This window comes from Sphingomonas sp. CFBP 13728 (assembly GCF_014841895.1).
Classification (GTDB): domain Bacteria; phylum Pseudomonadota; class Alphaproteobacteria; order Sphingomonadales; family Sphingomonadaceae; genus Sphingomonas.
Window position 1 is genome coordinate 1768268 of sequence record NZ_JACYUS010000001.1, and the last position, 23621, is coordinate 1791888.

The window sequence follows — 23621 nt, forward strand, 5'->3', positions numbered from 1 at the left end:
GGGTGCTTCGATCATGTCGCTCATGCCTTGCGATCCCACGGGCGGCCTGACGCCGTTTCCTCGTCGAGCATCTGCTGACGCTGCTCCTTCAGATGCCACGGCAGTTCCTCGAACACGCCGTCGAACAGCGACTCGAGCGGCTGGTGCAGGCCGTGGCCGAGGATGCCGTTCTTCTCGGCTTCCTTCTGCGCGGCCTTGACCTGCTCGGCGAGTTCCTTGTCCTGCGCGGCGTGGCGCTCCTCGTCCCATTCGCCGATCGCGATGAGATGGTCCTTGAGGCGCTTGATCGGGTCGCCGAGCGGCCAGGCGTTGGGTTCGCCCTCGCTGCGATACTGGCCGGGATCGTCGGAGGTCGAGTGACCTTCCGCGCGGTAGGTGAAGTGCTCGATCAGCGTCGGGCCCTGGTTGGTCCGGGCGCGTTCAGCGGCCCATTCGGTCGCGGCGTAGACTGCCAGCGCATCGTTGCCGTCGACCCGGAGCCCGGCGATGCCGTAGCCGACCGCGCGCGCCGCGAACGTCGTCGCCTCGGCGCCGGCGAACCCGGAGAAGCTGGAGATCGCCCACTGGTTGTTGACGACGTTGAAGATCACCGGCGCACGGTAGACCGCAGCAAACGTGCACGCCGAGTGGAAATCGCCCTCGGCGGTAGAGCCCTCGCCGCACCACGTCGCGGCGATCCGCGTGTCACCCTTGGCCGCCGACGCCATCGCCCAGCCGACCGCTTGCGGATATTGCGTGGTGAGGTTGCCGGAGATCGAGAAGAAGCCGGCTTCCTTGACCGAATACATGATCGGGAGCTGCTTGCCGCCAAGCCGGTCCGCCGTGTTCGAATAGATCTGGTTCATCATGTCGACGAGGCTCCAGCCCCGTGCGATCAGCAGGCCCTGCTGACGATACGAGGGGAAGCACATGTCCTCGTAATCGAGCGCATAGGCCGCCGCGACCGCGACCGCCTCCTCGCCGAGCGCCTTCATGTAGAAGCTGGTCTTTCCCTGCCGCTGGGCGCGGAACATGCGCTCGTCGAACGCGCGGAGCAGTGCCATGCTGCGCAGCATGCGGCGCATCACGTCGGGCGAAAGCTTGGGATCCCAAGGACCGACCGCGTTGCCGTCGTCGTCGAGGACGCGGACCAGCGTATAGGCGAGATCGATGAAGTCGGACGCCTTGTCCGCGGTGTCGGGGCGGCGCGCCTCGCCGGCGGGCGGCACGTCGACTTCGGCGAAGTCCACCGCGTCGCCGGGGCGGAACTTCGGCTCGGGGATATGCAGCGTAAGTGGCTGCAAATTGGCGCGCGGATGCTCGCTTGCCATCGTCATTCCATCTCCATGAGGCCGCTGTGACCGCGGAACACTCTTACCGAGGCTTGTTATTAAATTTCAACGCAGATTGCGAGGGGGAGTTGCGCATTCACGATGTGCCGCGCGGATTTTTCTCCCCCCCGGCAGGAATTCAGCCGCCGACGGTCTGTTCGATCACGCCGAAGATCGGATGGCGCTTGTCGTCCTCCGCCCATATCCGGACGACGTCGCCCTGCTTGAGGAAAGGCGTGACGGGCTTGCCGCCCTGGATCGTCTCGATCGTCCGCACTTCGGCGAGGCAGGAATAGCCGACGCCACCCTCCGCAACCGACTTGCCGGGGCCGCCATCGGCACCGCGGTTCGAGACGGTGCCCGAGCCGACGATCGTCCCCGCGCCGAGCTTCCGGGTCTTGGCGGCGTGGGCGACGAGCGTGCCGAAATCGAACGTCATGTCCTCGCCGGCCTCGGCGCGTCCGAGCGGCTGGCCGTTGAGGTCGACCATCAGCTTGCGGTGCAGCTTGCCGTCCTTCCACCAGTCGCCGAGCGAGTCAGGGGTGACGAAGACCGGCGAGAATGCGCTGGCCGGCTTCGACTGGAAAAAGCCGAAGCCCTTGCCGAGTTCGCCGGGGATCAGGTTGCGCAAGGACACGTCGTTGGTGAGCCCAACCAGCAGGATCGCCGCCAGCGCCTCGTCGCGACTCGCGCCGAGCGGGACGTCGCCGGTAACGACGACGACCTCGCCCTCCATATCGCAACCCCAGGACTCGTCGGCGAGCGGGATCGGATCGCGTGGGCCCAGAAATCCGTCTGAGCCGCCCTGGTACATCAGCGGGTCGTGCCAGAAACTGTCCGGCATGTCCGCCGCCCGCGCCTGTCGCACGAGGGCGACGTGGTTCACGTATGCCGAGCCATCCGCCCATTGATACGCACGCGGCAAGGGCGACTCGGCGTCATGCTCGTGGAAGCGCCGCATCGGGATCATCTCATGCTCGAGATCGGTCGCCAGGTTCTTGAGGTCCAGCGACAATCGGTCCCAGTCGTCGAGCGCCGCCTGCAGCGTCGGCGCGATATGGCTCGCATCGGCATACCAGGCGAGGTCGTTGGAAACGACGACGAGCTTGCCGTCTCGCCCGCGGGTGGCATCGGGATGCTTCAGGCTGGCCAGTTTCATGCAGCGGATCCTCTATTTGTTTGCAACGTCCTACGCCCCTGAGGCAGTTCAAGTCGAGTATGCCGCTGGTGCCAAACCTGATTTTGGTGAAAGCGGTGCAATTTCCAGCCTGTTAGGATCGGGCTTGCGTAACGGTAGAGGAAGTCGAGCATGCCCAGATACTTCTTCGATACCGACAACCATACGCACGATGGCGACAACGAGGGCACGGACCTCGCGAACGACGACGAAGCGCGCGTCCAGGCGATTATTTTCGCCGGCGATTACCTGCGTGATCATCCCGGGATCGTCAGCGCAGGCAACCGCTTCAGCGTGTCGGTCCGCGATGCACGAGATTCGACCCTGTTGACCGTCGTCGTCACGGTCGAAGACCCCCGCGAACCAGGCGAATGATGCCACGCGCCTGACTCGCGGCACGAGGCCTTTCGGCCCGCGCATCGATGCGAGACGCCGTCATATAGTTTAACATGGGTTTTACCATTCGGCTCAATCCTGGGATAAGGTGAGCACGTCCGCAACGCGCTATCCTTATGAAGGGGAGAGCGAGAAACCAGTGCTCCTGCCTTTGATGCGGAGCGTGCACGTGGATAATTCCACCGTGACTGAACAGTTGATTCGAAAGTTCGCATCGCGAGTCGCGATGAGTGCGGCCGATCGTGCGCACGTAGCGACATTGCCCTTCAAGGTCCGGACGATCGACGCGTCGACGTATGTCCTGCGCGAGGGGCAGCGACCGACCCGATGCGCGTTCATCGTCGAAGGCCTTGCCTACCGTCAAAAGCTGACGCCCAACGGCGAACGCGAGATCGTATCGATCCTGACGCCCGGCGAATTCGTCGATCTTCAAAACCTGTTTCTCGATGAATCCGATCACGACATCCAGGCATTGACCCGCGTCACGCTCGCGGAAATCCCCATCACCGCGTTGCGACAGCTTATTGCGGCATGTCCGGCGGCGGGTCATGCGCTGTGGATCGATGCGCTGGTCGAATCGTCGATACACCGCGAATGGCTGCTCAACATCGGTCGTCGCAACGCCCGCAGCAGGCTCGCGCATCTGCTGTGCGAGTTTTCCGTCCGGTTCAACAAATCGACCTCGGGCGGCGACATCGCCTATGAGCTGCCGATGACGCAGGAACAGCTCGGGGATGCGCTCGGGCTGACCCCCGTTCATGTAAACCGCGTGCTGAAATCGCTGGAGACCGACCAGTTGATCGTCCGCAAGAAGCGCCAGGTCAGCGTGGTGGATTGGTCGCGATTGCGCGACGTCGCGGAATTTAACGAACGCTATCTGCACCTTGGGCAGGTCATCGGCTAAACCGCGATCCGCACCGCGATCCGCAGGGGGCTACGCTTGCCGTCCGAACGGCAAAGCTTGACTTTTCGCGTGGTTTGCTGCACCTGCGGCATATCGAGGCGTAATGCAGCGTGATTGGACCCTAGCCGGTCTTAGCTCCGCCTCGGTCGTTTCCAACGGGCTTCCCTTTTCACGCGGGGTGTCAAAACACCACCGCCCCTCGCGCGTCCTTGTGTGGATTCGCGAGCCCGGCATCTATTTGAGAGACTATTCATGTCATTTGCAAACCTCGGCCTCGCCGAGCCGCTCGTCCGTGCGCTCGAAGCCAAGGGCTATACCGAGCCGACGCCGATCCAGGCGCAGTCGATCCCGATCCTGCTCGAGGGCGGCGATCTGCTCGGCATCGCGCAGACCGGCACCGGCAAGACTGCCGCATTCGTGCTGCCGTCGATCCAGCGCCTGACCGAAAACCAGAAGCGCGTCCTGCCCACGCACTGCCGCATGCTGGTGCTTGCACCCACCCGTGAGCTAGCGAGCCAGATTGCAGACAGCGCCCGCGCGTACGGCCAGTTCAGCAAGATGTCGGTGACGACCGTGTTCGGCGGCACCAGCATCAACAAGAACCGCCAGGACATGAGCCGCGGCGTCGACATCCTCGTCGCCACGCCGGGCCGCCTGATCGACCTGATCGAGCAGGGCTTCGTGAACCTGTCGATGATCGAGATCCTCGTGCTCGACGAAGCCGACCAGATGATGGATCTCGGCTTCATCCACGCGCTGAAGAAGATCGTCCGCATGCTGCCGAAGAAGCGCCAGACGCTGTTCTTCTCGGCGACGATGCCGGTCGCGATCCGCGAGCTGGCGTCGCAGTTCCTGCTCGACCCTAAGACGGTGTCGGTGAAGCCCGCTGCGACGACCGCCGAGCGCGTCGACCAGTATGTCACCTTCTGCAACCAGTCGGAGAAGCAGGCGCTGCTGACGATCACGCTGGCCGATCCGGCGATCGACCGTGCGCTCGTGTTCACGCGCACCAAGCATGGCGCCGACCGCGTCGTGAAGCTGCTCGCGGGCAACGGCATCGCCTCGAACGCGATCCACGGCAACAAGAGCCAGGGCCAGCGCGAGCGGGCACTCGGCGAGTTCAAGCAGGGCAAGGTCAAGGTCCTGATCGCGACCGACATCGCCGCACGCGGCATCGACGTCTCGGGCGTCAGCCACGTCATCAACTTCGAGCTGCCGAACGTCGCCGAGCAGTATGTCCACCGCATCGGCCGTACCGCGCGTGCGGGCGCCAGCGGCATCGCCGTCGCGTTCTGCGCGGATGACGAGAAGGCCTATTTGCGCGACATCGAGCGGATCACGCGCCAGAAGGTCCAGGTCCGGTCGCTGCCGGACGATTTCGTCAACCTGTCGAACCAGATCAAGCAGACGCGCGTGAAGACGATGGGTGCCGATCCCGAGGTTCGGATCGATCGTCCGCGCGATCCGGCACGGCCGCGCGCGACGCATTCGCCGCGGGCTACCGGTACGACTGGGCGCAATTATGCGGGTGCGAGCCGTGGTGGCCAGGGTGGCGGCGGCGGTCAGGGCGGCGGCGGCGGTCGTCCGCAGGGCGGTGGTCGTCCCGGTGGTCAGGGCGGTGGTCGTCCGGCTGGCGGCGGCGGCGGTGGTCGTGGTCCGAGCCGCGGCGCGGGTCCGAGTTCGGCACGCTAAGGAGCATTCGTTCGCCTCGCGGGTTTGGTGTAGACCGGTCCCGCGAGGAGAATGCTCATGGACGTTTCCACTACACCTGTTGCCGAACGCGTCGCACGCGTGCTGGCCGGACAGCGGATCAGCGCGAATGCCGGCGGCGATGCCGAGTCGGCTTCGCGGCTGATCGACGATGCGTGGGCGGACTATCTGCCCGATGCGCTGGCGGTGCTGAAGACGTTGCGCGAGCCTGACAAGGCGATGGCCGCGGCGGGTGATCCGGCGGTCTGGGAAGCGATGATCCTCGCGGGGATCAAGGGCGCGAAGCCGGTGACGGTAATCCTCTAGAAACTTGTTTCCCCGCGAAGGCGGGGACCAAGTCTGGGCACCCGGCCTTCGCGGGTGAACATTGCCGTATCCACCACCACCCCGGCGAAGGCCGGGGCCCAATTGGCAAGGCTAGCGTAACCGCGTTCGCGCTATATCAAAAGCGTCGCCCAATTGGGCCCCGGCCTTCGCCGGGGTGGTTTTTGGTTAGCGTGGATGGCCTAAATCAGCTGATCGTAGTCAGCCATTCCGCTTCGTTCGCGCGCTCCGTGCGCAAAGCGTTGGCAGGCGCGCCTATGTCCTCATAACCGATCGCCATGCCGCAGAAGAGCATGCGGTCTTCGGGCATGTCCAGGAACCTTCCGACCGTTTCAGGATACATCGCCCAGCATTCCTGCGGGCAGGTGGCGAGGCCGGCGTCGACCGCGAGCAGCATCAGGTTTTGCAGGTACATGCCGAGGTCCGACCATTGCGGCGGACCCATGCGGCGATCGACCGTGCAGAAATAGGCGGCGGGGGCGCCGAAGAACTGGAAGTTTTGGGCGAACCATTTTTGGCGTGCGGGCTTGTCGTCGCGGGGGATGCCGAGGTGCGCGTACATCGCCTCGCCGACGGCGTAGCGGCGGTCTCGGTAGGGGGCGGCGAGGTCGCGCGGGTAGACGTCGTAGGCTGGGGTTTCGGTGGCGCCGGTCGCGAGTTTTTCGGCCATTATGGCCTTCAGCCGGGTCATGGCGTCGCCCTGGACGATGGCGATGTGCCACGGTTGGAGGCTGCCGCCGGTTGCGGCTCGGGACGCTTTTATCGTGAGGTCGCGGAGGAGTGCGAGATCGACGGGGGTGTCGAGGAAGCCTCGGACGGATCGGCGAGCGGCTATGGCTTCGGCTACGTCCATGGTTTCTCCTAAACACTTCCACTCCGTTCGCCCTGAGCGAAGTCGAAAGGAATGAGACTCAGGGTGCTTCGACTTCGCTCAGCACGAACGGATGGGGGAAGGTTTGCCTTCTCCCATTAGTTACAGCACGAAGCGGCTCAGGTCGGTGTTGCGGGCGATTTCCTTCAACTGGCTGTCGACGTAGGCGCCGTCGATGACGAGGTTCGAGCCGCCGCGGTCTTCGGCGTTGTAGCTTACCTCCTCGAGCAGCTTTTCCATCACCGTTTGGAGCCGCCGGGCGCCGATGTTTTCGATCTCGGAATTCACCTCGGCGGCGATGCGCGCGATTGCGGCGATGCCGTCTTCGGTGAACTCGATGCCGACGCCTTCGGTGGCGATCAGCGCCTTGTATTGCAGCGGCAGCGACGCCTTGGTGTCCGACAGGATCGCGACGAAATCGGCTTCGGTGAGGCCTTTCAACTCGACGCGGATCGGCAGGCGGCCCTGGAGTTCAGGAAGTAGGTCGCTCGGCTTGGCGACGTGGAATGCGCCGGACGCGATGAAAAGGATGTGGTCGGTCTTCATCGGGCCGTATTTGGTCGCGACGGTGGTGCCTTCGATTAAGGGCAGCAGGTCGCGCTGGACGCCTTCGCGGCTGATGGAACCGCCGCGGCCGTCGGAGACCGCGATCTTGTCGATCTCGTCGAGGAAGACGATGCCGTTGGCTTCCGCGTCGGCGAGCGCTGCGCGGCTGACCTCGTCCTGGTCGAGGCGCTTGTCGGCCTCTTCCTCGACGAGCTTGTCCCACGCCGCGTGGACGGTCAGCTTACGGCGCTTCAATTGCTGACCGCCGCCGAACGACTTCATCATCTCGCCGAGATTGATCATCTGCGGCGCACCGCCGGGAATTTCGAACGGCGTGGTTGGCGCCTGCTCGACCTCGATTTCGACTTCGGCGTTATTGAGATGGCCGTCGAGGAAGCGCTGCTTGAAGCTCTCGCGCGTCGCTTCACTCGCGTTCTTGCCGGTGAGCGCGTCGAGCAGGCGCGACATCGCAGCCTCTTCCGCCTTGTCCTTGACGGCGACGCGACGGCGTTCCTTTTCGAGGCGGATAGCTTCCTCGACGAGGTCGCGGGCGATCTGTTCGACGTCGCGGCCGACATAGCCGACCTCGGTGAACTTGGTCGCCTCGACCTTTACGAACGGCGCGTCGGCGAGCTTTGCCAGACGGCGGCTGATCTCGGTCTTGCCGCAGCCGGTCGGCCCGATCATCAGGATGTTCTTCGGCGTGACCTCGTCGCGGAGGTCTTCGCTGAGTTGCTGGCGGCGCCAGCGGTTGCGCATCGCGACGGCGACCGCGCGCTTGGCGGCGGCTTGGCCAATGATGTGGGCGTCGAGCGCGGCGACGATGGCCTTGGGGGTGAGCTGGTCGTTCATTCTGATCTCGCTCCCCGCCCGCTTGCGGGAGGGGTTGGGGGTGGGCTCGCGCTTCCCTCGAAGGTTGCGCTGGAGGTGAGCGGGCGCCCACCCCCTGCCCCCTCCCGCTTGCGGGAGGGGGAGAAGGAGTTACGTGGTCGAGTCCATCGTTTCGACGGTAAGGCGGTCGTTGGTGTAGACGCAGAGCTCGGACGCTATGCCCATTGCCTTGCGGCAGAGGACTTCGGCGTCGGTCTCGTATTCTACCAGCGCTCGGGCTGCCGCCAACGCGTAGTTGCCGCCGGAGCCGATCGCGGCGACGCCGTTCTCAGGTTCGAGGACGTCGCCGTTGCCGGTGAGGATCAGGGTCACGTCCTTGTCGGCGACGATCATCATCGCCTCGAGGTTGCGGAGGAACTTGTCGGTGCGCCAGTCCTTGGCGAGCTCGACCGCGGCGCGCAGGAGCTGGCCCTGGTGCGCTTCGAGTTTGCGTTCGAGGCGTTCGAACAGCGTGAAGGCGTCGGCGGTGGCGCCGGCGAATCCGCCGATGACGCTGCCGTCGCCTAGGCGGCGGACCTTGCGCGCGTTGGGTTTCATGACGGTCTGGCCCATCGAGACCTGGCCGTCGCCGATCACGACGACCTTGCCGCCGCGGCGGACCGAGAGGATCGTGGTGCCGTGCCATGTCGGCATGGCGTGGGGGTCGTTGCTCATGGCAGCGATGTAGGGTTTGGTTTTGGGGGTGCAACGCCCCTGCCCCTCCCATCCCCCCTCTCCCATCATCCGTCATCCCCGCGCAGGCGGGGATCCAGACCCTCGGACCTCACCCGTTCATCACTGAGGTTTGCCAGTATGGGTTCCCGCCTCCGCGGGAATGACGAAGGAGGCTCGGGTGGTTACCGCCCCTTCCCCCATTCGCGGGCGACCGTGTAACCGAGATAGCCGGTGCCGAAGAGCGCGTAGAGGGGTTCGGGGATTGCGTTCAAATACGCCGCCATCCCTGCCGCGATCGCCTGTGCCGTTTGCGGGCGGACGGCGGCGATCAGGCCTGCGGGGATCGCACCGAGCAGCAAAGTGTACATCACGTAGAGGAACGTCGGGCGGGCTCGGGTGATCCAGGGATCTGGTGCTGGATCAAGGGGTTGCGGGGTCATTGGCTGCCTCCGGCAAAAGTGAAGTATAGGAAGTGTAGACGCTGGGAGCGTTTTGGCGGCGGGCGTCAGGTGCGGTTGGCGAGCCAGCCGTAGAGAAAGGCTTCGTTTGCCGGGCGGGTCTCGGCGAGCGCGACGTAGCGTTCGCCCTGGAGCGCCTCGATCGCTTTCAGGAGCACGGTTTCTCCGCCGGGTTTGCGGCGGGCGAGGAACGCGTCGAGCGCGGTCAGCGTCGCGGGGCCGATGCGGCCGTCCAGGGTCATGTCGGGGTAGTCGGTGGCGCCTCGGTTGAGTGCGTTGAGCGCGCGTTGGAGGAAGGTGGCGGCGACTGCGGGGCCCATGTTGACGCCGGTGTCGAAGAGTTCTTCGGCGATCTTGGGGGCTCGCTCGGCGATCTGATCGAAGGCGGGGCGGGTCCAGTAGAGGCGGCGGTAGATCGTTTCTGCCTGGTCGCGGGGGAAGGTTCGCATGTCTCCGGGGTAGCCGTTGGTGCGGGCTACTTGTTGGGTGATGCCGTATCTGGTGGGGCCGCCTCGGTCTGCGGGGTGGTTGGAGTAGCCGCCTTCGCGGTCGATGACTGCTTCGATGAGGTGGTCGATGGTCATGGCTGGCTCCCGATTTTGTTGGCGGGAGCGAACCATATTGGTTCGCTGTAGGACAGGGAAATTTGGCGGGTCATGCCCTGCATCGTTCCCTCACTTCCGCTCTCTACTGTTCCCCCGCGGAGGCGGGGGGCCAGGGTTACGGCGGACGCCGCTCGTGATTCCTGGGCTCCCGCTTTCGCGGGAGAACGGAAAAGGGAGCCCGGCCCATCCGATTAGATCGAACCGCCCCGGCGGAGGCCGGGGTCCAATTGGGGGACGGTTGTAACGGAGGACGGCGCTTCGTTACGTCGGACGTTCCAATTGGGCCCCGGCCTTCGCCGGGGTGGTGCTATGGCGGGGTAGTGCTGTGGTGTGGGGTGCCGGGTCGCGACCGCCGCCCTACCCCCCACCCAAACCGACGCTACGTCCGCGCGGGGTTGGCGGACTGCCTCCCCTAAGGCTATGCGCTCCCTTGAACATTCGCCGCGGGCCTTGCCCGCGCCCACCCGGTCGCCGCCGCGGCCGACAGGTTAGGAAGACCATGGAAGACGATTTCCGCAAAGCCGCGCTCGATTATCATCGCTATCCAAAGCCGGGCAAACTCTCGGTCGAGGCGACCAAGCGGATGGCGACGCAGCGCGATCTCGCGCTTGCTTACTCGCCGGGCGTGGCTGCCGCGTGCGAGGAAATTGCCGCGGATCCGGACAAGGCGCGCGATTACACGGCGCGCGGCAATCTCGTTGCGGTCATCACCAACGGGACCGCGGTGCTCGGGCTCGGTGCGATCGGTGCGCTCGCGTCGAAGCCGGTGATGGAGGGCAAGGCGGTGCTCTTCAAGAAATTCGCCGGGATCGACTGCTTCGACATCGAGATCGACCAGCTCGATCCACAGGCGTTCATCGAGGCGGTCCGCGTGCTCGAGCCGACCTTCGGCGGGATCAATCTCGAGGATATCAAGGCGCCCGAATGCTTCGAGATCGAGACGAAGCTGCGCGAGGTCATGAACATCCCGGTGTTCCATGACGACCAGCACGGCACCGCGATCGTGTGTGCCGCCGCGGTCCGCAACGTGCTCGAACTGCGCGGCAAGCGGCTCGACCAGATGAAGCTGGTGACGTCGGGTGCAGGCGCGGCGGCGCTGGCGACGGTCGATCTGCTCGTGTCGATGGGGCTCAATCCCGAGAACGTGACGCTGACCGATATCGCGGGCGTGGTGCACAAGGATCGCGGCGACGTGATGCCGCCGAACATGGCGCGGTACGCGCGCACGACCAACGCGCGGACGCTGCCGGACGTGCTGGAGGGGGCGGACATCTTCCTCGGGCTGTCGGCGCCGCGCGTGCTGAAGCAGGAATGGCTGCATCTGCTCGCACCCGATCCGCTGATCCTGGCGCTGGCGAACCCTGAGCCGGAGATCCAGCCGGCGCTGGTGCATGCGACGCGGCCCGACGCGATCATCGCCACTGGCCGCTCGGATTTTCCGAACCAGGTCAACAACGTGCTGTGCTTCCCGTTCATCTTCCGCGGTGCGCTCGACGTCGGCGCGACCGAGATCAACGAGGCGATGAAGGTCGCTGCCGTCGATGCGATCGCGGCGCTTGCACGTGCTACGGCTTCCGATGTGGTCGTTACCGCTTACGGCGGCGCGACGCCGGTGTTCGGGCCGACCTACATCATTCCCAAGCCGTTTGATCCGCGGCTGATCCTCCACGTCGCGCCCGCCGTGGCGAAGGCGGCGATGGATTCGGGCGTGGCGACGCGGCCGATCGAGGATTTCGACGCGTATCTGCGTGACCTCGAAGTGTTCGTGTACCGCTCGGGCCAGCTGATGCGGCCGATCTTCGCACGCGCCAAGCAGGCGGGGCGCTCGATCGCGTATGGCGAGGGCGAGGACGACCGCACGCTGCGCGCGGTGCAGACGGTGATCGACGAAGGGATCGGGCGGCCGGTGCTGATCGGCCGGCGCGAGGTGATCGCCGAGAAGATCCAGTCAAGCGGGTTGCGGATGGCGATCGGCACCGATGTCGAGGTGCTCGATCCGGGTACGGACCGCGAAGTGTTCGATCCGCTGCTCGCCGGGTATAACGCGTTGGTCGGCCGTCGTGGATCGCCGCCCGACAGCGCGGAGCGCGCGCTACGGACTCGGCCGAGCGTGGCGGCGGCGATGCTGCTGCGCGAGGGTCGCGTCGATGCAGCCTTGTGTGGCGGGATCGGCGACTGGTGGACGCAGATGACGTACGTCATGCCGCTGATTCCGCGGATGCCGGGCGTCTCGCGGCTGTATGCGATGTCGGCGGTGATCCTGCGCACCGGGAGCCTGTTCTTCTGCGATACGCATGTGACGGTCGATCCGACCGCCGAGCAGATCGCCGAGATGACGCTGCTGGCGGCCGAAGCCGTGCGCGCGTTCGCGATCGAGCCGAAGGCGGCGTTGCTGTCGCATTCGAGCTTCGGCGCGTCGCGGTCGCCCTCGGCGCAGAAGATGCGCGCGGGGCATGCGTTGCTGAAGGCAGCGGCGCCGGAGTTCGAGTTCGACGGCGAGATGCACGGCGATGCGGCGTTGTCGGAGGCGTTGCGGCGGCGGTTGGTCGCGGACAGCCCTTTGACCGGTTCGGCGAATTTGCTGGTGATGCCGAACATCGATGCGGCGAACATCGCGGTGTCGCTGTTGTCGGCGTCGACCGAGTCGCTGCCGCTGGGGCCGATGCTGCTGGGGCTCGCCAAGCCGTTGCAGATGATGGTGCCGAGCGTGACCGCGCGGGGAATCGTGAACCTCAGCGCGGTGGCCGTGGGTCATGCAGCGACGGTGAGCGAGACGGCGTAAGATCACCGGACGGGGCCGGCATCAGAGTCGGCCCCATTCCAAGTTCCGTCATCCCCGCGCAGGCGGGGATCCATACGGGCTGGCGTTGCTGGTGACGGGCAACGTTCGAGTTTATGGGTCCCCGCCTCCGCGGGGATGACGACGAGTGTAACGGAATGCGCTCGCACAAGAGCTGCACGAGTTCACCGTTCGTCGATGTAAGAAAATGGTCGGAGCGACAGGATTCGAACCTGCGACCCCCACACCCCCAGTGTGGTGCGCTACCAGGCTGCGCTACGCTCCGACCGAACGGGCCGCAGAGCAGCCCGAGCCGCGCGCTCTACGCAGGGTCGGCGTGCGATGCAAGTCGCAACGCCGCTTGGCCGCAAAGATTACCTCACTCACCCATCAGCGTGCGCCAGAAGCTGCCGTCGTACGCCTTCACGCTGATCTGCTCGATGGTGTACCCGCCGAGCGCGCGACCGAATGCCTTCTGGTGATCGGCCTGACCGTGCGCGGCGATCGCCTCGGGACTCGCCCAGCGCTCGGAGATCCGGATCAGGTCGGGATCGACCAGGTCGAGCGCGAGATTGTAGAATTCGCAGCCGTCTTCCGCGGCGCAGGCGGCCATGTGCGCGACCAGCGTGTCGGCGATCTTCGCGCCTTCGCCGGCGGCAAGCTTGATATGTCCCATCACCAGAATCATCGCGTCTCTCCTGTTTCGCCCCGGTTTCGCCGCGACTTCATCGTGGTCTCTACACGAACCGTCTACGCCCGCGTCAGTTGCACGGGACCCCAAGCGATGATAGCGGGCGGACCATTGCGACCGGCCGCGCGGCGCGCGAACCGAGCCACCCTTCACAGATACGGAACTCCATGTTCATCTCACCAGCATACGCCCAGGCCGCAGACGGCGCCGCCACGGCCGGAGGCGGGATCGCCTCGTTCCTGAGCCTCGCGCCGCTCTTCCTCGTGTTCGTCGTGTTCTATTTCCTGATGATCCGTCCGCAGCAAAAGCGCATGAAGGCGCTGCAGGCGTCGGTCGCCGCGGTGAAGAAGAACGACAGCGTCGTCACCTCGGGCGGGATCCTCGGCAAGGTGACCAAGGTCGAGGATAATGTCGTCGAGGTCGAGATCGCGCCGAATGTCCGGGTGCGCGTCGTCAAGGCGACGCTGACCGACATCACCAGCCCGAACACGAAGCCGGCCAACGACTGATGTTGGATTTTCCGCGCTGGAAGGTCGGGTCGATCATCGGGTTGCTGGCGGCATTGTGCCTGCTGGCGATCCCGAGTTTCCTCCCCGAGAGCACCACGAGCCAATGGGGGCGGATTCCGCATCCGCACATCAACCTCGGGCTCGATCTCGCCGGCGGCAGCTACCTGCTGCTCGAGGCGGATACTGCCGACCTCGCCGCGACGCGGATCGAGGCGATGCGCGACAGCGTCGCGGGGACGATGCGCAACGGGACGCCGCGGATCGAGATCGGCGACATTTCGACGCGCGGCGGCCAGCTGACTTTCCTGCTGCGTGATCCGAGCCAGGTCGATGCGGCGCGTGAGCGCCTGCTGGCGATCACCGGCGGTGGCGCCGGGATGAGTGGCCAGCGCGAGTGGGACATCAACGTCGTCGACACGAGCCGGTTCGTGCTCAAGCCGACCGAGGCCGGCCTGACCCAGGCGATCGACACCGCGATGAAGGACGCGACCGAAGTCGTCCGCCGCCGCATCGACGAACTCGGCACCAAGGAGCCTACGATCGTTCGCCAGGGCGCGACCCGGATCGTCGTCCAGGTGCCAGGGCTGCAGAACCCGCAGGCGCTGAAAAGCCTGCTCGGCAAGACCGCCAAGCTCGAATTCAAGCTGGTCGACCAGACCGCCAACCCGACAGACCTGGTCAAGGGCATCGCCCCGGTCGGCAGCCAGGTCCTCCCCTACCCCGGCAACCCGCAGGGCGTGCCGTTCATCGCGGTCAAGCGCTCGGTGATCATCTCGGGCGACCAGCTCGCCGATGCACGCCAGGAGTTCGAGCAGCAGTCGAACGCGCCGCAAGTCGCGATCACGTTCGACGCGGTCGGCGGCCGTCGCTTCGCCAAGGTGACGACGGAGAACACGAACAAGCCGTTCGCGATCATCCTCGACAATTCGGTAATCTCGGCCCCGAACATCAACGAGCCGATCCTCGGCGGTCGCGCGTCGATCTCGGGCAATTTCACGGTCGAGTCCGCGAACGCGCTCGCGATCTCGCTCCGCTCGGGCAAGTTGCCGGTCAACCTGAAGATCATTGCCGAGAGCACCGTCAGCCCCGATCTTGGCAAGGATTCGATCCGGGCCGGCGTGCTGGCCTCGATCATCGCGGCACTCGCGGTGATCGTGTTCATGTTCGTCACCTATGGCCGGTTCGGTGTCTATGCGAACCTTGCGGTGGTCATAAACATCCTGGTCATCGTCGCGGTGATGGCGATGCTGAACGCGACGCTGACGCTGCCCGGTATCGCCGGATTCGTGCTGACGATCGGTACCGCGGTGGATGCCAACGTGCTGATCAACGAGCGTATCCGCGAGGAGCGGCGACGCGGGCGTAGCGTGATCCAGTCGGTCGAGCTCGGCTACAAGGAAGCATCGCGGACGATCTTCGAGGCCAACGTGACGCACGCCATCACCGGCGTGATCATGCTGCTGCTCGGCTCGGGTCCGGTGAAGGGCTTTGCGGTCGTTCTGCTGATCGGGATCTGTACGTCGGTGTTCACCGCCGTCACGTTCACGCGGATGATGGTCGCGTTGTGGCTGCGGAAGAACCGCCCCACCACGATCAATATTTGAGGCGGGAGATAACCATGCGCCTGCTGAAACTCGTACCCGACAACACCAACCTGAAGTTCGTGTCGCTCCGTAAATGGGCGTTCGGGCTGACCCTGATCCTCTCGCTTCTCGCGGTGGGCCTTGTCGCATTCCGCGGCCTGAACATGGGCGTCGATTTCGTCGGGGGCGTCCTGATGGAGCAGAACTTCGCGACTGCGCCGTCGATCGAGGCGGTGCGGACCGAGGTCGATCGACTCGGCGTAGGCGAAGCGGCAATCCAGTCGTTCAGCGATCCCAAGACGCTGTCGATTCGTCTTCCCCTGCCGGAGAACGGCGACGAGGGTGCCACCAACCGACTCGTCAAGAAGGTGTCGGACGATCTCGCGGTCAAGTTCCCCGGCTCGACCTTCTCGAAATACGATACGATTACCGGTAAGGTGTCCGACGAGCTGATTACTAAGGGCCTGCTCGCGGTGGTGCTCTCGATCCTCGGCATCGCGCTGTTCGCGGTCGTGCGGTTCGAATGGCAGTTCGGCGTGTCGACGATCGTCGCGATCGTCCACGATCTGCTGATGACCGTCGGCTTCTTCGCGCTGATGCGGAATTATTTCGAGGTCGATCTCAACATCGTCGCGGCGGTGCTGACGATCATCTCGTACTCGATCAACGACAAGATCGTGATCGACGACCGTATCCGCGAGAACATGCGCCGGTATCGGAAGATGGACATGCGCGAGATCATCGACCTGTCGGTGAACGAGACGCTGCCGCGCACCGTGATGACGTCGGTGACGATCCTGCTCGCGCTGGTCGCGATGCTGGTGCTCGGCGGCCATGTGCTGCGCGGGTTCACTGCGGCGATGATCCTGGGTATCGTCGTGGGGACGTATTCGTCGATCTACGTGTCGTCGTCGCTGCTGATCACGCTGGGTCTGCGGGCCGATCCTGCACCGCGCAAGGGCGGCGTGCAGGACGGAGCTGAGCGGGTTGGTCCGAAGGTCGAGCGTTGATTTACATGCTTCCGTCATTCCCGCGGAGGCGGGAACCCATAGTGGCTGGCGTCGCGATCGAGTCGCTGGCGGTTGCCAATATGGGTCCCCGCCTTTGCGGGGATGACGGGGTTTTGTCATGAGGATGGACCGCGAGAAGACCGATGGACCGATGATCTCGGCGATCGGTCGGGCCGGGTTCAAGGTCGACGACGGCTATTATACCGCACTGTCGATCAGTCCCGAACGCGCGGATGGCTGGGAGCCGCCGGCGTTCGAAGCGCTCGGCGAGGCGGATGTGGCGGCGTTGCTGGCGCTCGATCCGCCGCCGGAGTTCCTGTTGCTGGGGACCGGTTCCGCGCTTCGCCAGCCGCCGCTTGCGTTCAAGAAGGCGGTTGAGGCGCGGGGGTTCGGCATCGAGGCTATGGACAGTCGCGCCGCCGCTCGGGCGTGGGCGGTCCTTCGCGGCGAAGGTCGCTGGATCGTGGCGGCGCTCTACCCTCTCGAGGGGTAACCCGCGACGAGCGCCACAAAGTGCGCGTACAGCGTTGCGGTATTTCTTTCCCAAGTGAAGCCGGCGGCCATCGCGCGCGTCGCGGACCGAGCGGGCGGACTGCCCAGCAGATCCTTGATCGCCGCCGCAAACGCCAGCGGATCGCCGATCGTCACGCGACCGGCCTCGGACGATGTGACCACCTCGCGCGCGCTGCCGGCGTCGGTAATGACGACGGGCGTGCCGCAGGCGAGCGACTCGACCCAGACGTTGGCAAGCCCTTCGGACTCCGACGCCAACGCGCTGACATCGGCGGCAGCGATCAGCGCGGGCAGGTCGGCATGCGGCAACGCGCCGAGCAGGCGAACGCGGTCGCCGACGCCGAGCCGGGCGATCAACGCCTCCAGGTCGGCGCGAGCGGGGCCATGCCCGGCGATCAGCAGCGAGACTCCGGGCAGCGCCGCAACCGCTTCGATAACGACATCATGCCCCTTGCGCGGCAATAGCCCGCCGATCGCGATGACGAGCGGACCTTGCACGCCGAGTTTCGCCTTGGCCGATGCGCGATCGTCGATGGGGCGGAAGCGGTCCTGATCGACCCCGGTGTGATGCACCGAGATGCGGTCGGCCGGCATGCCGAGCGTCACCATGTCCGTCTTCATCGCCGCGCTGACCGCCAGCAGTCCGGCTGCTCCCTGCCCGGCTTTGCGCACCTGCGCTGCGGTCGCGGGCGCTTCGCCCCAATAGTGGATGTCGGAGCCGCGCGCCTTGATCGAGACGGGGACGCCATAGCGCTTGCCGAGCGCGACTGCGGCGGGGCCTTCGGGGAAGAAATACGACACGTCGATCACGTCGAACGCGAAGTCCGTGCGGATCGCGTCGAGCACGGGGACGAGGGCACGTTCCAGGGCAGCGGCATGGTAGCGCCCTTTCGTGAACGGGAGCGCGGTAAAGCGGGGCCGGTGGACGTCGACGCCCTTCCAGCTTTCGCGATGCGGTAGTTTCGCAAGCGGCGCGTAGTGGCGGAAATTGCCGAGAATGCCGGGTGGGAGGCCGATCGGCGCGACCACTTTCAGGTCGACGTCGGGATGCGCCGCCAGGCTCAGCGTCTGCCGCTCGACGAAGCCGCCGAAGTTCGGGCGGGTGGCGTCGGGGAACAGGGTGGAGAGAGTGAGAACGTGGAGCATTGCGCGGGGATATAGCGCCGCAGTTAATGGGTGGTGAGTGCGAAGCGGCGGTTACCCGTTACTCCACCCCGGCGGAGGCCGGGGCCCAATTGGAGAGGTGGCAATAACAGCGTGCCACGTTTCGTTAGCAACGTTCCCCAATTGGGCCCCGGCCTTCGCCGGGGTGGTGGTGATTTGGGCTGGTAACGACCTTCGATTACCCTGTTTCCCCGCGAAGGCGGGGACCCAGGCTGGGCTCCCGCCTTCGTGGGAGAACAAGGGCGGAAAGCGCTCTTCCCGCCCAGCTTGATCAGATCCGCTTCGCCAATGGATACGCGAACAGCAGGTCCGCATCCGCGCTGGTGGACACGGTCTCGCTGCCCGTCATCGTCGCGCATTCGCCCGCCTTGAACGCGACGCCGGCGACTTCGCCCGAGCCGGCGATCGGGATCACCCAGCCGGTCGTGCCTTCGGGCAGGTTGACGAGGTGGTCGCCGCCCTTCCAGCGCTCTAGCACGAACTTCGGCCCCTCGACCATGATCGTCCGGCCCGTCTCGATCTCGATCGGGGGTGCGACCGGCACGTACGGCGTGGGATCCGCGACTTCGATCCCGTCCTTCAGATGCAACTCACGATCGCTGCCGTAATCGTACAGGCGATAAGTCGTCTCGGAGTTCTGCTGGACCTCGATCACCGTCACGCCGCCGCCGATCGCGTGGATCGTGTCCGACGCGCAGTACATGAAGTCGCCGGGCTTGACCGGCTTCCAGTCGAGCTTGTCCTCGATCGTGCCGTCGATCGCCGACTGGCGAAGTTCGTCCTTCGAGATCGGTGCCTTGGTGCCGACCGCGATCGTCGAATCGGGTTCGGCCGCCAGGATCGTCCAGCATTCGTCCTTGCCGCGCGGCAGGCCGCGCGCGTGCGCCTGCTCGTCGTTCGGATGGACCTGCACCGACAGTTTCTCGCTCGTGAACAGATACTTGATCAGCAGGTCGGGCGTGGTGTTGCCGGGCTCCTGGAACCAGACTTCGCCGATCGGCGGCGTGCCGGCGGCAGGGTCCTCGAAACCGGGCCAGAGCGTGTCGCGACCCCATGGCTTTTCGACGCGGTGGGTGTGCAACAATGTGGCCGGCATGACATGATCCTCGACTGAATGGCGTAACGCGAACGCATGACTATTGCCGTGCGATCCGGCGCACGTGAAGGGGCAAGCGCGGTCCGGCGAAAAGGATTGTTCGCGGCTATCCGCTTACGCTAAGGATCACGCCGATGCGTATCACCCAGTCTCGTGCCCTCGCGGTCACGCTCATCGCCGCGCTTGCGCTCCCCATTGCCGGTTGTGCGAGCGGTCGTGCCGCGAAGGGCGACCTCCCCTATGTCGCGCGCGACGTGGGTACGCTGTATTCGACCGCCAAGGCGCGGCTCGACCAGGGCCGCTACAAGGAAGCCGCGCAGCTGTTCGACGAGGTCGAGCGCCAGCATCCCTATTCGATCTGGGCGCGCCGCGCGCAGATCATGTCGGCGTTCAGCTATTACCTCGCACGCGATTACACCGCCTCGATCAGCTCGGCGCAGCGCTTCCTCGCGGTCCATCCGGGCAACCGCGACGCGCCCTACGCCTATTACCTGATCGCGCTCGGCTATTACGAGCAGATCACCGACGTCACGCGCGACCAGAAGATCACGCGACAGGCGCTCGATTCCCTGGGCGAACTGATGCGCCGCTATCCGAACACGCGCTATGCGTCGGATGCGCGCCTCAAGATCGATCTGGTCAACGACCATCTCGCGGGCAAGGAGATGGAGATCGGGCGGTTCTACGAGACGCGCGGCCAGTGGCTCGCGGCCAACGGCCGGTTCCGCACCGTGATCGACAAGTTCCAGCAGACCACGCACACGCCGGAAGCGCTGATGCGGCTGACCGAGACGTATCTGGCGCTCGGCGTGCCCGTCGAGGCCGAGAAGGCCGGCGCGGTGCTCGGGCGCAACTATCCCGGCACCGACTGGTATCAGCATGCGTACGACCTGCTGAAGAAGAACCAGGTCCCCGCTGTGCCTCCGCTGCCCGCGGGTGAGCAGGTCGTTCCGGTCGGAACCAAGGGTACGCCCTCGGTGATGGTCGAGCTGGACGAGCCGGGTTCGACACCGACCGGTCCCTCGATCCGTACGCCCGAGAAGCCGCGCTCGGCAGGCCAGCCGTCCAACACCGGCAGCTGACGCGAGTCCAGATCGTTCGGTTGGAACATAGGGGGATCGCATTGCGCGCCCGTTCGTCTATGGCGGACATCCTATGCTGACCGAACTTTCCATTCGCGACGTGGTGCTGATCGAAGCGCTGGATCTGGGATTCGGCGAAGGGCTCGGCGTGCTGACCGGCGAGACCGGTGCGGGCAAGTCGATCCTGCTCGATGCGCTCGGCCTCGCGCTGGGTGGGCGTGGCGACAGTGGCCTGGTGCGGCATGGTGCCGCGCAGGCCGTGGTCACCGCGACGTTCGATGCTCCTGCCCCCGAGTCGCCGCTCGCGCTGCTGTTCGACGAGAACGGGGTGGAGATCGAGCGCGGCGAACCGCTGATCGTGAAGCGGATCGTCAAGGCGGATGGTGGCAGTCGCGGGTTCGTCAACGACCAGCCCGCGTCGGCGGGGCTGTTGCGCGAGATGGCACCGCATCTCGTGGAGATCCACGGGCAGCATGACGAGCGCGGACTGCTGAATGCGCGGGGGCATCGGGCGTTGCTCGACATCTTCGGGCGGACCGAGCCGGGTGCGACGGGCAAGGCTTACACGGCGTTTCGTGCGGCCGAGGCCGAACTTGCTGCGGCGCGCGCGGACATCGAGACGGCGGCGCGGGATCGCGAGTGGCTCGAGCATACGGTTGCCGAACTGACCGCGCTGGCGCCTGTCGCGGGCGAAGAGGAGACGCTGGCGGATACGCGGCGGTCGATGCAGCGCGCGGAGAAGATCGCGGACGATCTCGCCGCGATCGACGATTTTCTCGAGGGCAAGGACGGCGGGATGGCGAAGTTGCGCCAGGCCGCGCGCGTGCTCGAGCGGATCGCGGAGGATCATGTTGCGCTCGGCAATGCGCTGGCGGCGGTCGATCGCGCGGTGATCGAGGCTTCGGTCGCCGAGGAGAGCCTGCGGGATGCGCGGGCAGAGATGGCGTATGATCCGCGCGCGCTGGAGGATGACGAGGCGCGGCTGTTCGAGCTTCGGGCGATGGCGCGCAAGCACCGCGTGCAGCCGGACGATCTGGCGGCGCTGGCGGACGAGATGCGCGCGCGGCTGGAGCGGCTCGATGCGGGCGAAGGCGGGATCGCGAAGATCGAGGCACGCGTGGCGTCGGCGCGGAAGGCTTTCGATGCGGCGGCGGATGCGTTGACGAAGCGGCGGTTGGCGGCAGCGAAACGCCTCGACGTGGCGGTGGCGGGCGAGTTGGCGCCGTTGAAGCTCGACGCCGCGCGGTTCCAGACCGTCGTCGCGCCGCTGGGTGAAGAGGGCTGGTCGGCGGCGGGCAAGGACCGCGTCGAGTTCGAGATCTCGACCAATCCGGGTGCGCCGTTCGCCGCCCTTACCAAGATCGCATCGGGCGGCGAATTGTCGCGCTTCATCCTCGCGCTGAAGGTGGCGCTGGCGGAGGAAGGCGGCGCGTCGACGATGGTGTTCGACGAGATCGATCGCGGCGTTGGCGGTGCGGTGGCCAGCGCGATCGGCGAGCGACTCGCGCGACTGGCGCTGAGCACGCAGCTGCTGGTGGTGACGCACAGCCCGCAGGTTGCGGCGCGGGGGGCGAAGCATCTGCTGATTGCCAAGAGCAGCGACGGTACGGTCACGCGGACCGGCGTGCGGGCCTTGAGCGAGGACGAGCGGCGGGAGGAGATCGCGCGGATGCTGTCGGGGGCACAGATTACGGATGAAGCGCGGGCTCAGGCGGAGCGGTTGCTCGAGCGGGCTTGACGCACTCAGGTTCAGATGGACTTACCACCGGTCTTGTTCCCCCGCGAAGGCGGGGGCCCAGGGTATCACCCGCAGCGCCTTTAACCCTGGACTCCCGCGTTCGCGGGAGAACGATGCCGCGAAGGGCTGACTTCAGGGCATCGCCTGCCGCGGGTGCCCCAGGTGAATCTTCAGCACCGGCACGACGATGTAATCGCCGCCGACTTTGCGCAGACCGTGGAGCGCGCGACTGCCGAACGCGCCGTCTTCGTGGATCGCGGCACGGACCGGCGCCTGCTCGGCGTGAATCATGTCGTCGAGGCCCGCCGCGCTGGCATCCGACCGTGGCCATAGGGGCTGCTGGACCCGGTCGTCGGCGGAGGAGTCGTCGTTCCAGTCGTAGCCGATCGCCGGGGCGGGCTCAGGCGTGACGTGCGTCTGCTGTGCTGCGGCTGGCGCCGTGCAGAGTAGGACTGCCACTAGAGCTGCTATTTTCATCGCACCCTCCCCACGTCCACCCCCGTGAAGGCCGGTGCCCAGTTGGGAAACGATAGTTGGTGAACGCGGCGCCTCGATACAACGACCTTGCCAACTGGGCCCCGGCCTTCGCTGGGTGGTGTTGGGGGAGAGTTAGAGAACCCCGCTGCCGCCGGTCGCCGCGAAGGCACTCCCGCTCGTAAAGCTCGTCCCCGTCTCGGCCAGCGTCACGAACAGCGACGCCAGTTCCGCCGGCTGACCCGCGCGGCCGAGCGGCGTGTCCTGCCCGAACTCGCCCATCTTGCCCGGCAGCTGTCCGCCCGCGACCTGCAGCGGCGTCCACACCGGGCCTGGTGCGATCATGTTGACGCGGATGCCCTTCTTGCCGAGCTGCTTCGCCAGCCCCTTGGTGAAGATCAGGATCGCGCCCTTGGTGGTGGCATAGTCGAGCAATTCCTCGCCCGGATCGACCGAGTTCACCGACCCCGTGTTGATGATCGACGCACCCGGTTTCATCAGCGGGATCGCCGCCTTGCAGAGGTGGAACATCGCATAGACGTTGGTCTTCATCGTCCGGTCGAACTGCTCGAAGCTGATCTCGGCGATCGACGCCTTCGACTGCTGGTACGCGGCGTTGTTGACGAGGATATCGAGCCCGCCGAGTTCGCGGTTGGCGCGCGCGATCAGGTCGTTGCAGAATTTCGCGTCGGTCAGGTCGCCGGGGATCAGCACGACCTTCCGCCCCTCGGCACGGAGCAGCTTGGCGACGTCCTGCGCGTCGGGTTCCTCGGTCGGGTAATAGTTGATCGCGACGTCGGCGCCTTCGCGCGAGAACGCGATCACCGCCGCGCGGCCGATCCCCGAATCGCCGCCCGTTACCAGCGCCTTGCGACCGGCGAGCCGTCCCGAACCGCGATAGCTTGCCTCGCCGCAATCGGGGACCGGGCGCATGTCGCGCTGGAGCGCCGGCCATTTCTGGCGCTGTTCGGGGAACGGCGTCGAGACGAAACGAGTCTGCGGGTCGGCCAGCGGCGCGGCGCCTTGCGCGAAGGCAGGCGCGGCGGCGGCGGCGAGGCCAGTGACGGCGGCGCCCTTGAACAGGTCTCGGCGGCTGGTGTCGGTCATGATGGCGTGTCCTTGGGAAAAATTCTCTT

General features: G+C 65.8%; 22 protein-coding genes, 1 tRNA gene and 1 pseudogene. 11 read left to right on the forward strand and 13 right to left on the reverse strand.

Features of this window, described 5'->3' with window-relative positions:
• Positions 1–20 precede the first annotated feature (20 nt).
• Positions 21–1310 (reverse strand): thiamine pyrophosphate-dependent enzyme, encoded by a 1290-nt coding sequence (locus IFT67_RS07940; RefSeq protein ID WP_056490339.1) that lies wholly within the window; start codon positions 1308–1310, stop codon positions 21–23.
• A gap of 139 nt (positions 1311–1449) precedes the next feature.
• Complete coding sequence (locus IFT67_RS07945) at positions 1450–2469, reverse strand: fumarylacetoacetate hydrolase family protein (protein WP_192146054.1); 1020 nt, start codon at positions 2467–2469, stop codon at positions 1450–1452.
• A gap of 150 nt (positions 2470–2619) precedes the next feature.
• Between IFT67_RS07945 and IFT67_RS07950 the strand changes: the two genes are divergently transcribed.
• The 4 genes from IFT67_RS07950 (at position 2620) to IFT67_RS07965 (ending at position 5803) form a co-directional block, all read left to right on the forward strand.
• A complete protein-coding gene (locus tag IFT67_RS07950) occupies positions 2620–2862 on the forward strand; it encodes a DUF6894 family protein (protein WP_192146056.1) in 243 nt (80 codons plus the stop codon).
• A 247-nt stretch (positions 2863–3109) separates the two neighbouring features.
• Positions 3110–3787 carry a Crp/Fnr family transcriptional regulator gene (locus tag IFT67_RS07955; RefSeq protein WP_107963138.1) on the forward strand — a complete coding sequence of 226 codons (678 nt, stop codon included), beginning with the start codon at positions 3110–3112 and terminating at the stop codon, positions 3785–3787.
• Positions 3788–4039: 252 nt separating this feature from the next.
• The gene (locus IFT67_RS07960; RefSeq protein ID WP_192146058.1) at positions 4040–5479 is read left to right on the forward strand and encodes a DEAD/DEAH box helicase; all 1440 of its coding nucleotides are present in this window, start codon (positions 4040–4042) and stop codon (positions 5477–5479) included.
• A 57-nt stretch (positions 5480–5536) separates the two neighbouring features.
• Positions 5537–5803 (forward strand): hypothetical protein, encoded by a 267-nt coding sequence (locus tag IFT67_RS07965; RefSeq protein ID WP_192146059.1) that lies wholly within the window; start codon positions 5537–5539, stop codon positions 5801–5803.
• 205 nt (positions 5804–6008) lie between these two features.
• Here the strand turns inward: IFT67_RS07965 and IFT67_RS07970 are convergent, their stop codons facing one another.
• From IFT67_RS07970 to IFT67_RS07990, 5 genes and pseudogenes are all read right to left on the reverse strand, one after another.
• A complete protein-coding gene (locus IFT67_RS07970) occupies positions 6009–6674 on the reverse strand; it encodes a nitroreductase (protein ID WP_192146061.1) in 666 nt (221 codons plus the stop codon).
• 120 nt (positions 6675–6794) lie between these two features.
• Complete coding sequence (gene hslU, locus IFT67_RS07975) at positions 6795–8090, reverse strand: ATP-dependent protease ATPase subunit HslU (RefSeq protein WP_192146063.1); 1296 nt, start codon at positions 8088–8090, stop codon at positions 6795–6797.
• A gap of 129 nt (positions 8091–8219) precedes the next feature.
• Entirely contained in the window at positions 8220–8762 is a 543-nt protein-coding gene (hslV, locus tag IFT67_RS07980; protein WP_056066793.1) for an ATP-dependent protease subunit HslV, read from the reverse strand.
• Positions 8763–8965: 203 nt separating this feature from the next.
• A pseudogene (locus IFT67_RS07985) lies at positions 8966–9199 on the reverse strand (3TM-type holin); the annotation flags it as partial.
• A gap of 89 nt (positions 9200–9288) precedes the next feature.
• Positions 9289–9825 (reverse strand): glycoside hydrolase family 108 protein, encoded by a 537-nt coding sequence (locus IFT67_RS07990; protein ID WP_192146065.1) that lies wholly within the window; start codon positions 9823–9825, stop codon positions 9289–9291.
• Between the two features lie 520 nt (positions 9826–10345).
• Between IFT67_RS07990 and IFT67_RS07995 the strand changes: the two genes are divergently transcribed.
• Positions 10346–12628: an NADP-dependent malic enzyme gene (locus IFT67_RS07995; RefSeq protein WP_056066752.1), complete on the forward strand. Its 2283-nt coding sequence runs from the start codon at positions 10346–10348 to the stop codon at positions 12626–12628.
• 206 nt (positions 12629–12834) lie between these two features.
• Here IFT67_RS07995 and IFT67_RS08000 read toward each other — a convergent pair.
• Positions 12835–12911, reverse strand: a tRNA-Pro gene (locus tag IFT67_RS08000).
• 93 nt (positions 12912–13004) lie between these two features.
• Positions 13005–13313 carry a putative quinol monooxygenase gene (locus IFT67_RS08005; protein WP_192146066.1) on the reverse strand — a complete coding sequence of 103 codons (309 nt, stop codon included), beginning with the start codon at positions 13311–13313 and terminating at the stop codon, positions 13005–13007.
• 170 nt (positions 13314–13483) lie between these two features.
• Here IFT67_RS08005 and yajC point away from each other — a divergent pair, with 170 nt between their 5' ends.
• The 4 genes from yajC to IFT67_RS08025 all read left to right on the forward strand — a co-directional run bounded on the left by yajC (position 13484) and on the right by IFT67_RS08025 (position 16911).
• The gene (yajC, locus tag IFT67_RS08010; protein ID WP_056416442.1) at positions 13484–13825 is read left to right on the forward strand and encodes a preprotein translocase subunit YajC; all 342 of its coding nucleotides are present in this window, start codon (positions 13484–13486) and stop codon (positions 13823–13825) included.
• A complete protein-coding gene (gene secD / locus IFT67_RS08015; protein ID WP_192146068.1) occupies positions 13825–15429 on the forward strand; it encodes a protein translocase subunit SecD in 1605 nt (534 codons plus the stop codon). The genes yajC and secD overlap by 1 nt, the downstream gene beginning before the upstream one ends.
• A gap of 14 nt (positions 15430–15443) precedes the next feature.
• Positions 15444–16418 carry a protein translocase subunit SecF gene (gene secF / locus IFT67_RS08020; RefSeq protein WP_107963129.1) on the forward strand — a complete coding sequence of 325 codons (975 nt, stop codon included), beginning with the start codon at positions 15444–15446 and terminating at the stop codon, positions 16416–16418.
• Positions 16419–16536: 118 nt separating this feature from the next.
• On the forward strand, positions 16537–16911 hold the full coding sequence (locus tag IFT67_RS08025) for an MTH938/NDUFAF3 family protein (RefSeq protein WP_056489903.1): 375 nt from the start codon (positions 16537–16539) through the stop codon (positions 16909–16911).
• On the opposite strand, the gene IFT67_RS08030 is transcribed toward IFT67_RS08025, so the two are convergent.
• Positions 16893–18077 carry a glycosyltransferase gene (locus IFT67_RS08030; protein WP_192146070.1) on the reverse strand — a complete coding sequence of 395 codons (1185 nt, stop codon included), beginning with the start codon at positions 18075–18077 and terminating at the stop codon, positions 16893–16895. The genes IFT67_RS08025 and IFT67_RS08030 overlap by 19 nt on opposite strands.
• Before the next feature lie 289 nt (positions 18078–18366).
• Positions 18367–19191 (reverse strand): class I mannose-6-phosphate isomerase, encoded by an 825-nt coding sequence (locus tag IFT67_RS08035; protein ID WP_192146072.1) that lies wholly within the window; start codon positions 19189–19191, stop codon positions 18367–18369.
• 134 nt (positions 19192–19325) lie between these two features.
• On the opposite strand from IFT67_RS08035, the gene bamD reads away from it, so the two are divergent.
• Together bamD and recN are read left to right on the forward strand one after the other, a co-directional pair.
• Complete coding sequence (gene bamD, locus IFT67_RS08040; RefSeq protein WP_192146074.1) at positions 19326–20273, forward strand: outer membrane protein assembly factor BamD; 948 nt, start codon at positions 19326–19328, stop codon at positions 20271–20273.
• A gap of 73 nt (positions 20274–20346) precedes the next feature.
• On the forward strand, positions 20347–22011 hold the full coding sequence (gene recN / locus IFT67_RS08045; protein ID WP_192146076.1) for a DNA repair protein RecN: 1665 nt from the start codon (positions 20347–20349) through the stop codon (positions 22009–22011).
• A 132-nt stretch (positions 22012–22143) separates the two neighbouring features.
• Here recN and IFT67_RS08050 read toward each other — a convergent pair whose 3' ends face one another.
• On the reverse strand, positions 22144–22488 hold the full coding sequence (locus IFT67_RS08050; protein ID WP_192146078.1) for a hypothetical protein: 345 nt from the start codon (positions 22486–22488) through the stop codon (positions 22144–22146).
• A 132-nt stretch (positions 22489–22620) separates the two neighbouring features.
• A complete protein-coding gene (locus tag IFT67_RS08055) occupies positions 22621–23592 on the reverse strand; it encodes an SDR family oxidoreductase (RefSeq protein WP_107963122.1) in 972 nt (323 codons plus the stop codon).
• Between the last annotated feature and the right edge of the window lie 29 nt (positions 23593–23621).

Coding starts and splice junctions, on each gene's coding strand:
- IFT67_RS07940 (WP_056490339.1), bottom strand. CDS start 1,310: ATGGCAAGCGAGCATCCGCGCGCCAATTTGCAGCCACTTACGCTGCAT.
- IFT67_RS07945 (WP_192146054.1), bottom strand. CDS start 2,469: ATGAAACTGGCCAGCCTGAAGCATCCCGATGCCACCCGCGGGCGAGAC.
- IFT67_RS07950 (WP_192146056.1), top strand. CDS start 2,620: ATGCCCAGATACTTCTTCGATACCGACAACCATACGCACGATGGCGAC.
- IFT67_RS07955 (WP_107963138.1), top strand. CDS start 3,110: ATGAGTGCGGCCGATCGTGCGCACGTAGCGACATTGCCCTTCAAGGTC.
- IFT67_RS07960 (WP_192146058.1), top strand. CDS start 4,040: ATGTCATTTGCAAACCTCGGCCTCGCCGAGCCGCTCGTCCGTGCGCTC.
- IFT67_RS07965 (WP_192146059.1), top strand. CDS start 5,537: ATGGACGTTTCCACTACACCTGTTGCCGAACGCGTCGCACGCGTGCTG.
- IFT67_RS07970 (WP_192146061.1), bottom strand. CDS start 6,674: ATGGACGTAGCCGAAGCCATAGCCGCTCGCCGATCCGTCCGAGGCTTC.
- hslU (WP_192146063.1), bottom strand. CDS start 8,090: ATGAACGACCAGCTCACCCCCAAGGCCATCGTCGCCGCGCTCGACGCC.
- hslV (WP_056066793.1), bottom strand. CDS start 8,762: ATGCCGACATGGCACGGCACCACGATCCTCTCGGTCCGCCGCGGCGGC.
- IFT67_RS07990 (WP_192146065.1), bottom strand. CDS start 9,825: ATGACCATCGACCACCTCATCGAAGCAGTCATCGACCGCGAAGGCGGC.
- IFT67_RS07995 (WP_056066752.1), top strand. CDS start 10,346: ATGGAAGACGATTTCCGCAAAGCCGCGCTCGATTATCATCGCTATCCA.
- IFT67_RS08005 (WP_192146066.1), bottom strand. CDS start 13,313: ATGATTCTGGTGATGGGACATATCAAGCTTGCCGCCGGCGAAGGCGCG.
- yajC (WP_056416442.1), top strand. CDS start 13,484: ATGTTCATCTCACCAGCATACGCCCAGGCCGCAGACGGCGCCGCCACG.
- secD (WP_192146068.1), top strand. CDS start 13,825: ATGTTGGATTTTCCGCGCTGGAAGGTCGGGTCGATCATCGGGTTGCTG.
- secF (WP_107963129.1), top strand. CDS start 15,444: ATGCGCCTGCTGAAACTCGTACCCGACAACACCAACCTGAAGTTCGTG.
- IFT67_RS08025 (WP_056489903.1), top strand. CDS start 16,537: ATGAGGATGGACCGCGAGAAGACCGATGGACCGATGATCTCGGCGATC.
- IFT67_RS08030 (WP_192146070.1), bottom strand. CDS start 18,077: ATGCTCCACGTTCTCACTCTCTCCACCCTGTTCCCCGACGCCACCCGC.
- IFT67_RS08035 (WP_192146072.1), bottom strand. CDS start 19,191: ATGCCGGCCACATTGTTGCACACCCACCGCGTCGAAAAGCCATGGGGT.
- bamD (WP_192146074.1), top strand. CDS start 19,326: ATGCGTATCACCCAGTCTCGTGCCCTCGCGGTCACGCTCATCGCCGCG.
- recN (WP_192146076.1), top strand. CDS start 20,347: ATGCTGACCGAACTTTCCATTCGCGACGTGGTGCTGATCGAAGCGCTG.
- IFT67_RS08050 (WP_192146078.1), bottom strand. CDS start 22,488: ATGAAAATAGCAGCTCTAGTGGCAGTCCTACTCTGCACGGCGCCAGCC.
- IFT67_RS08055 (WP_107963122.1), bottom strand. CDS start 23,592: ATGACCGACACCAGCCGCCGAGACCTGTTCAAGGGCGCCGCCGTCACT.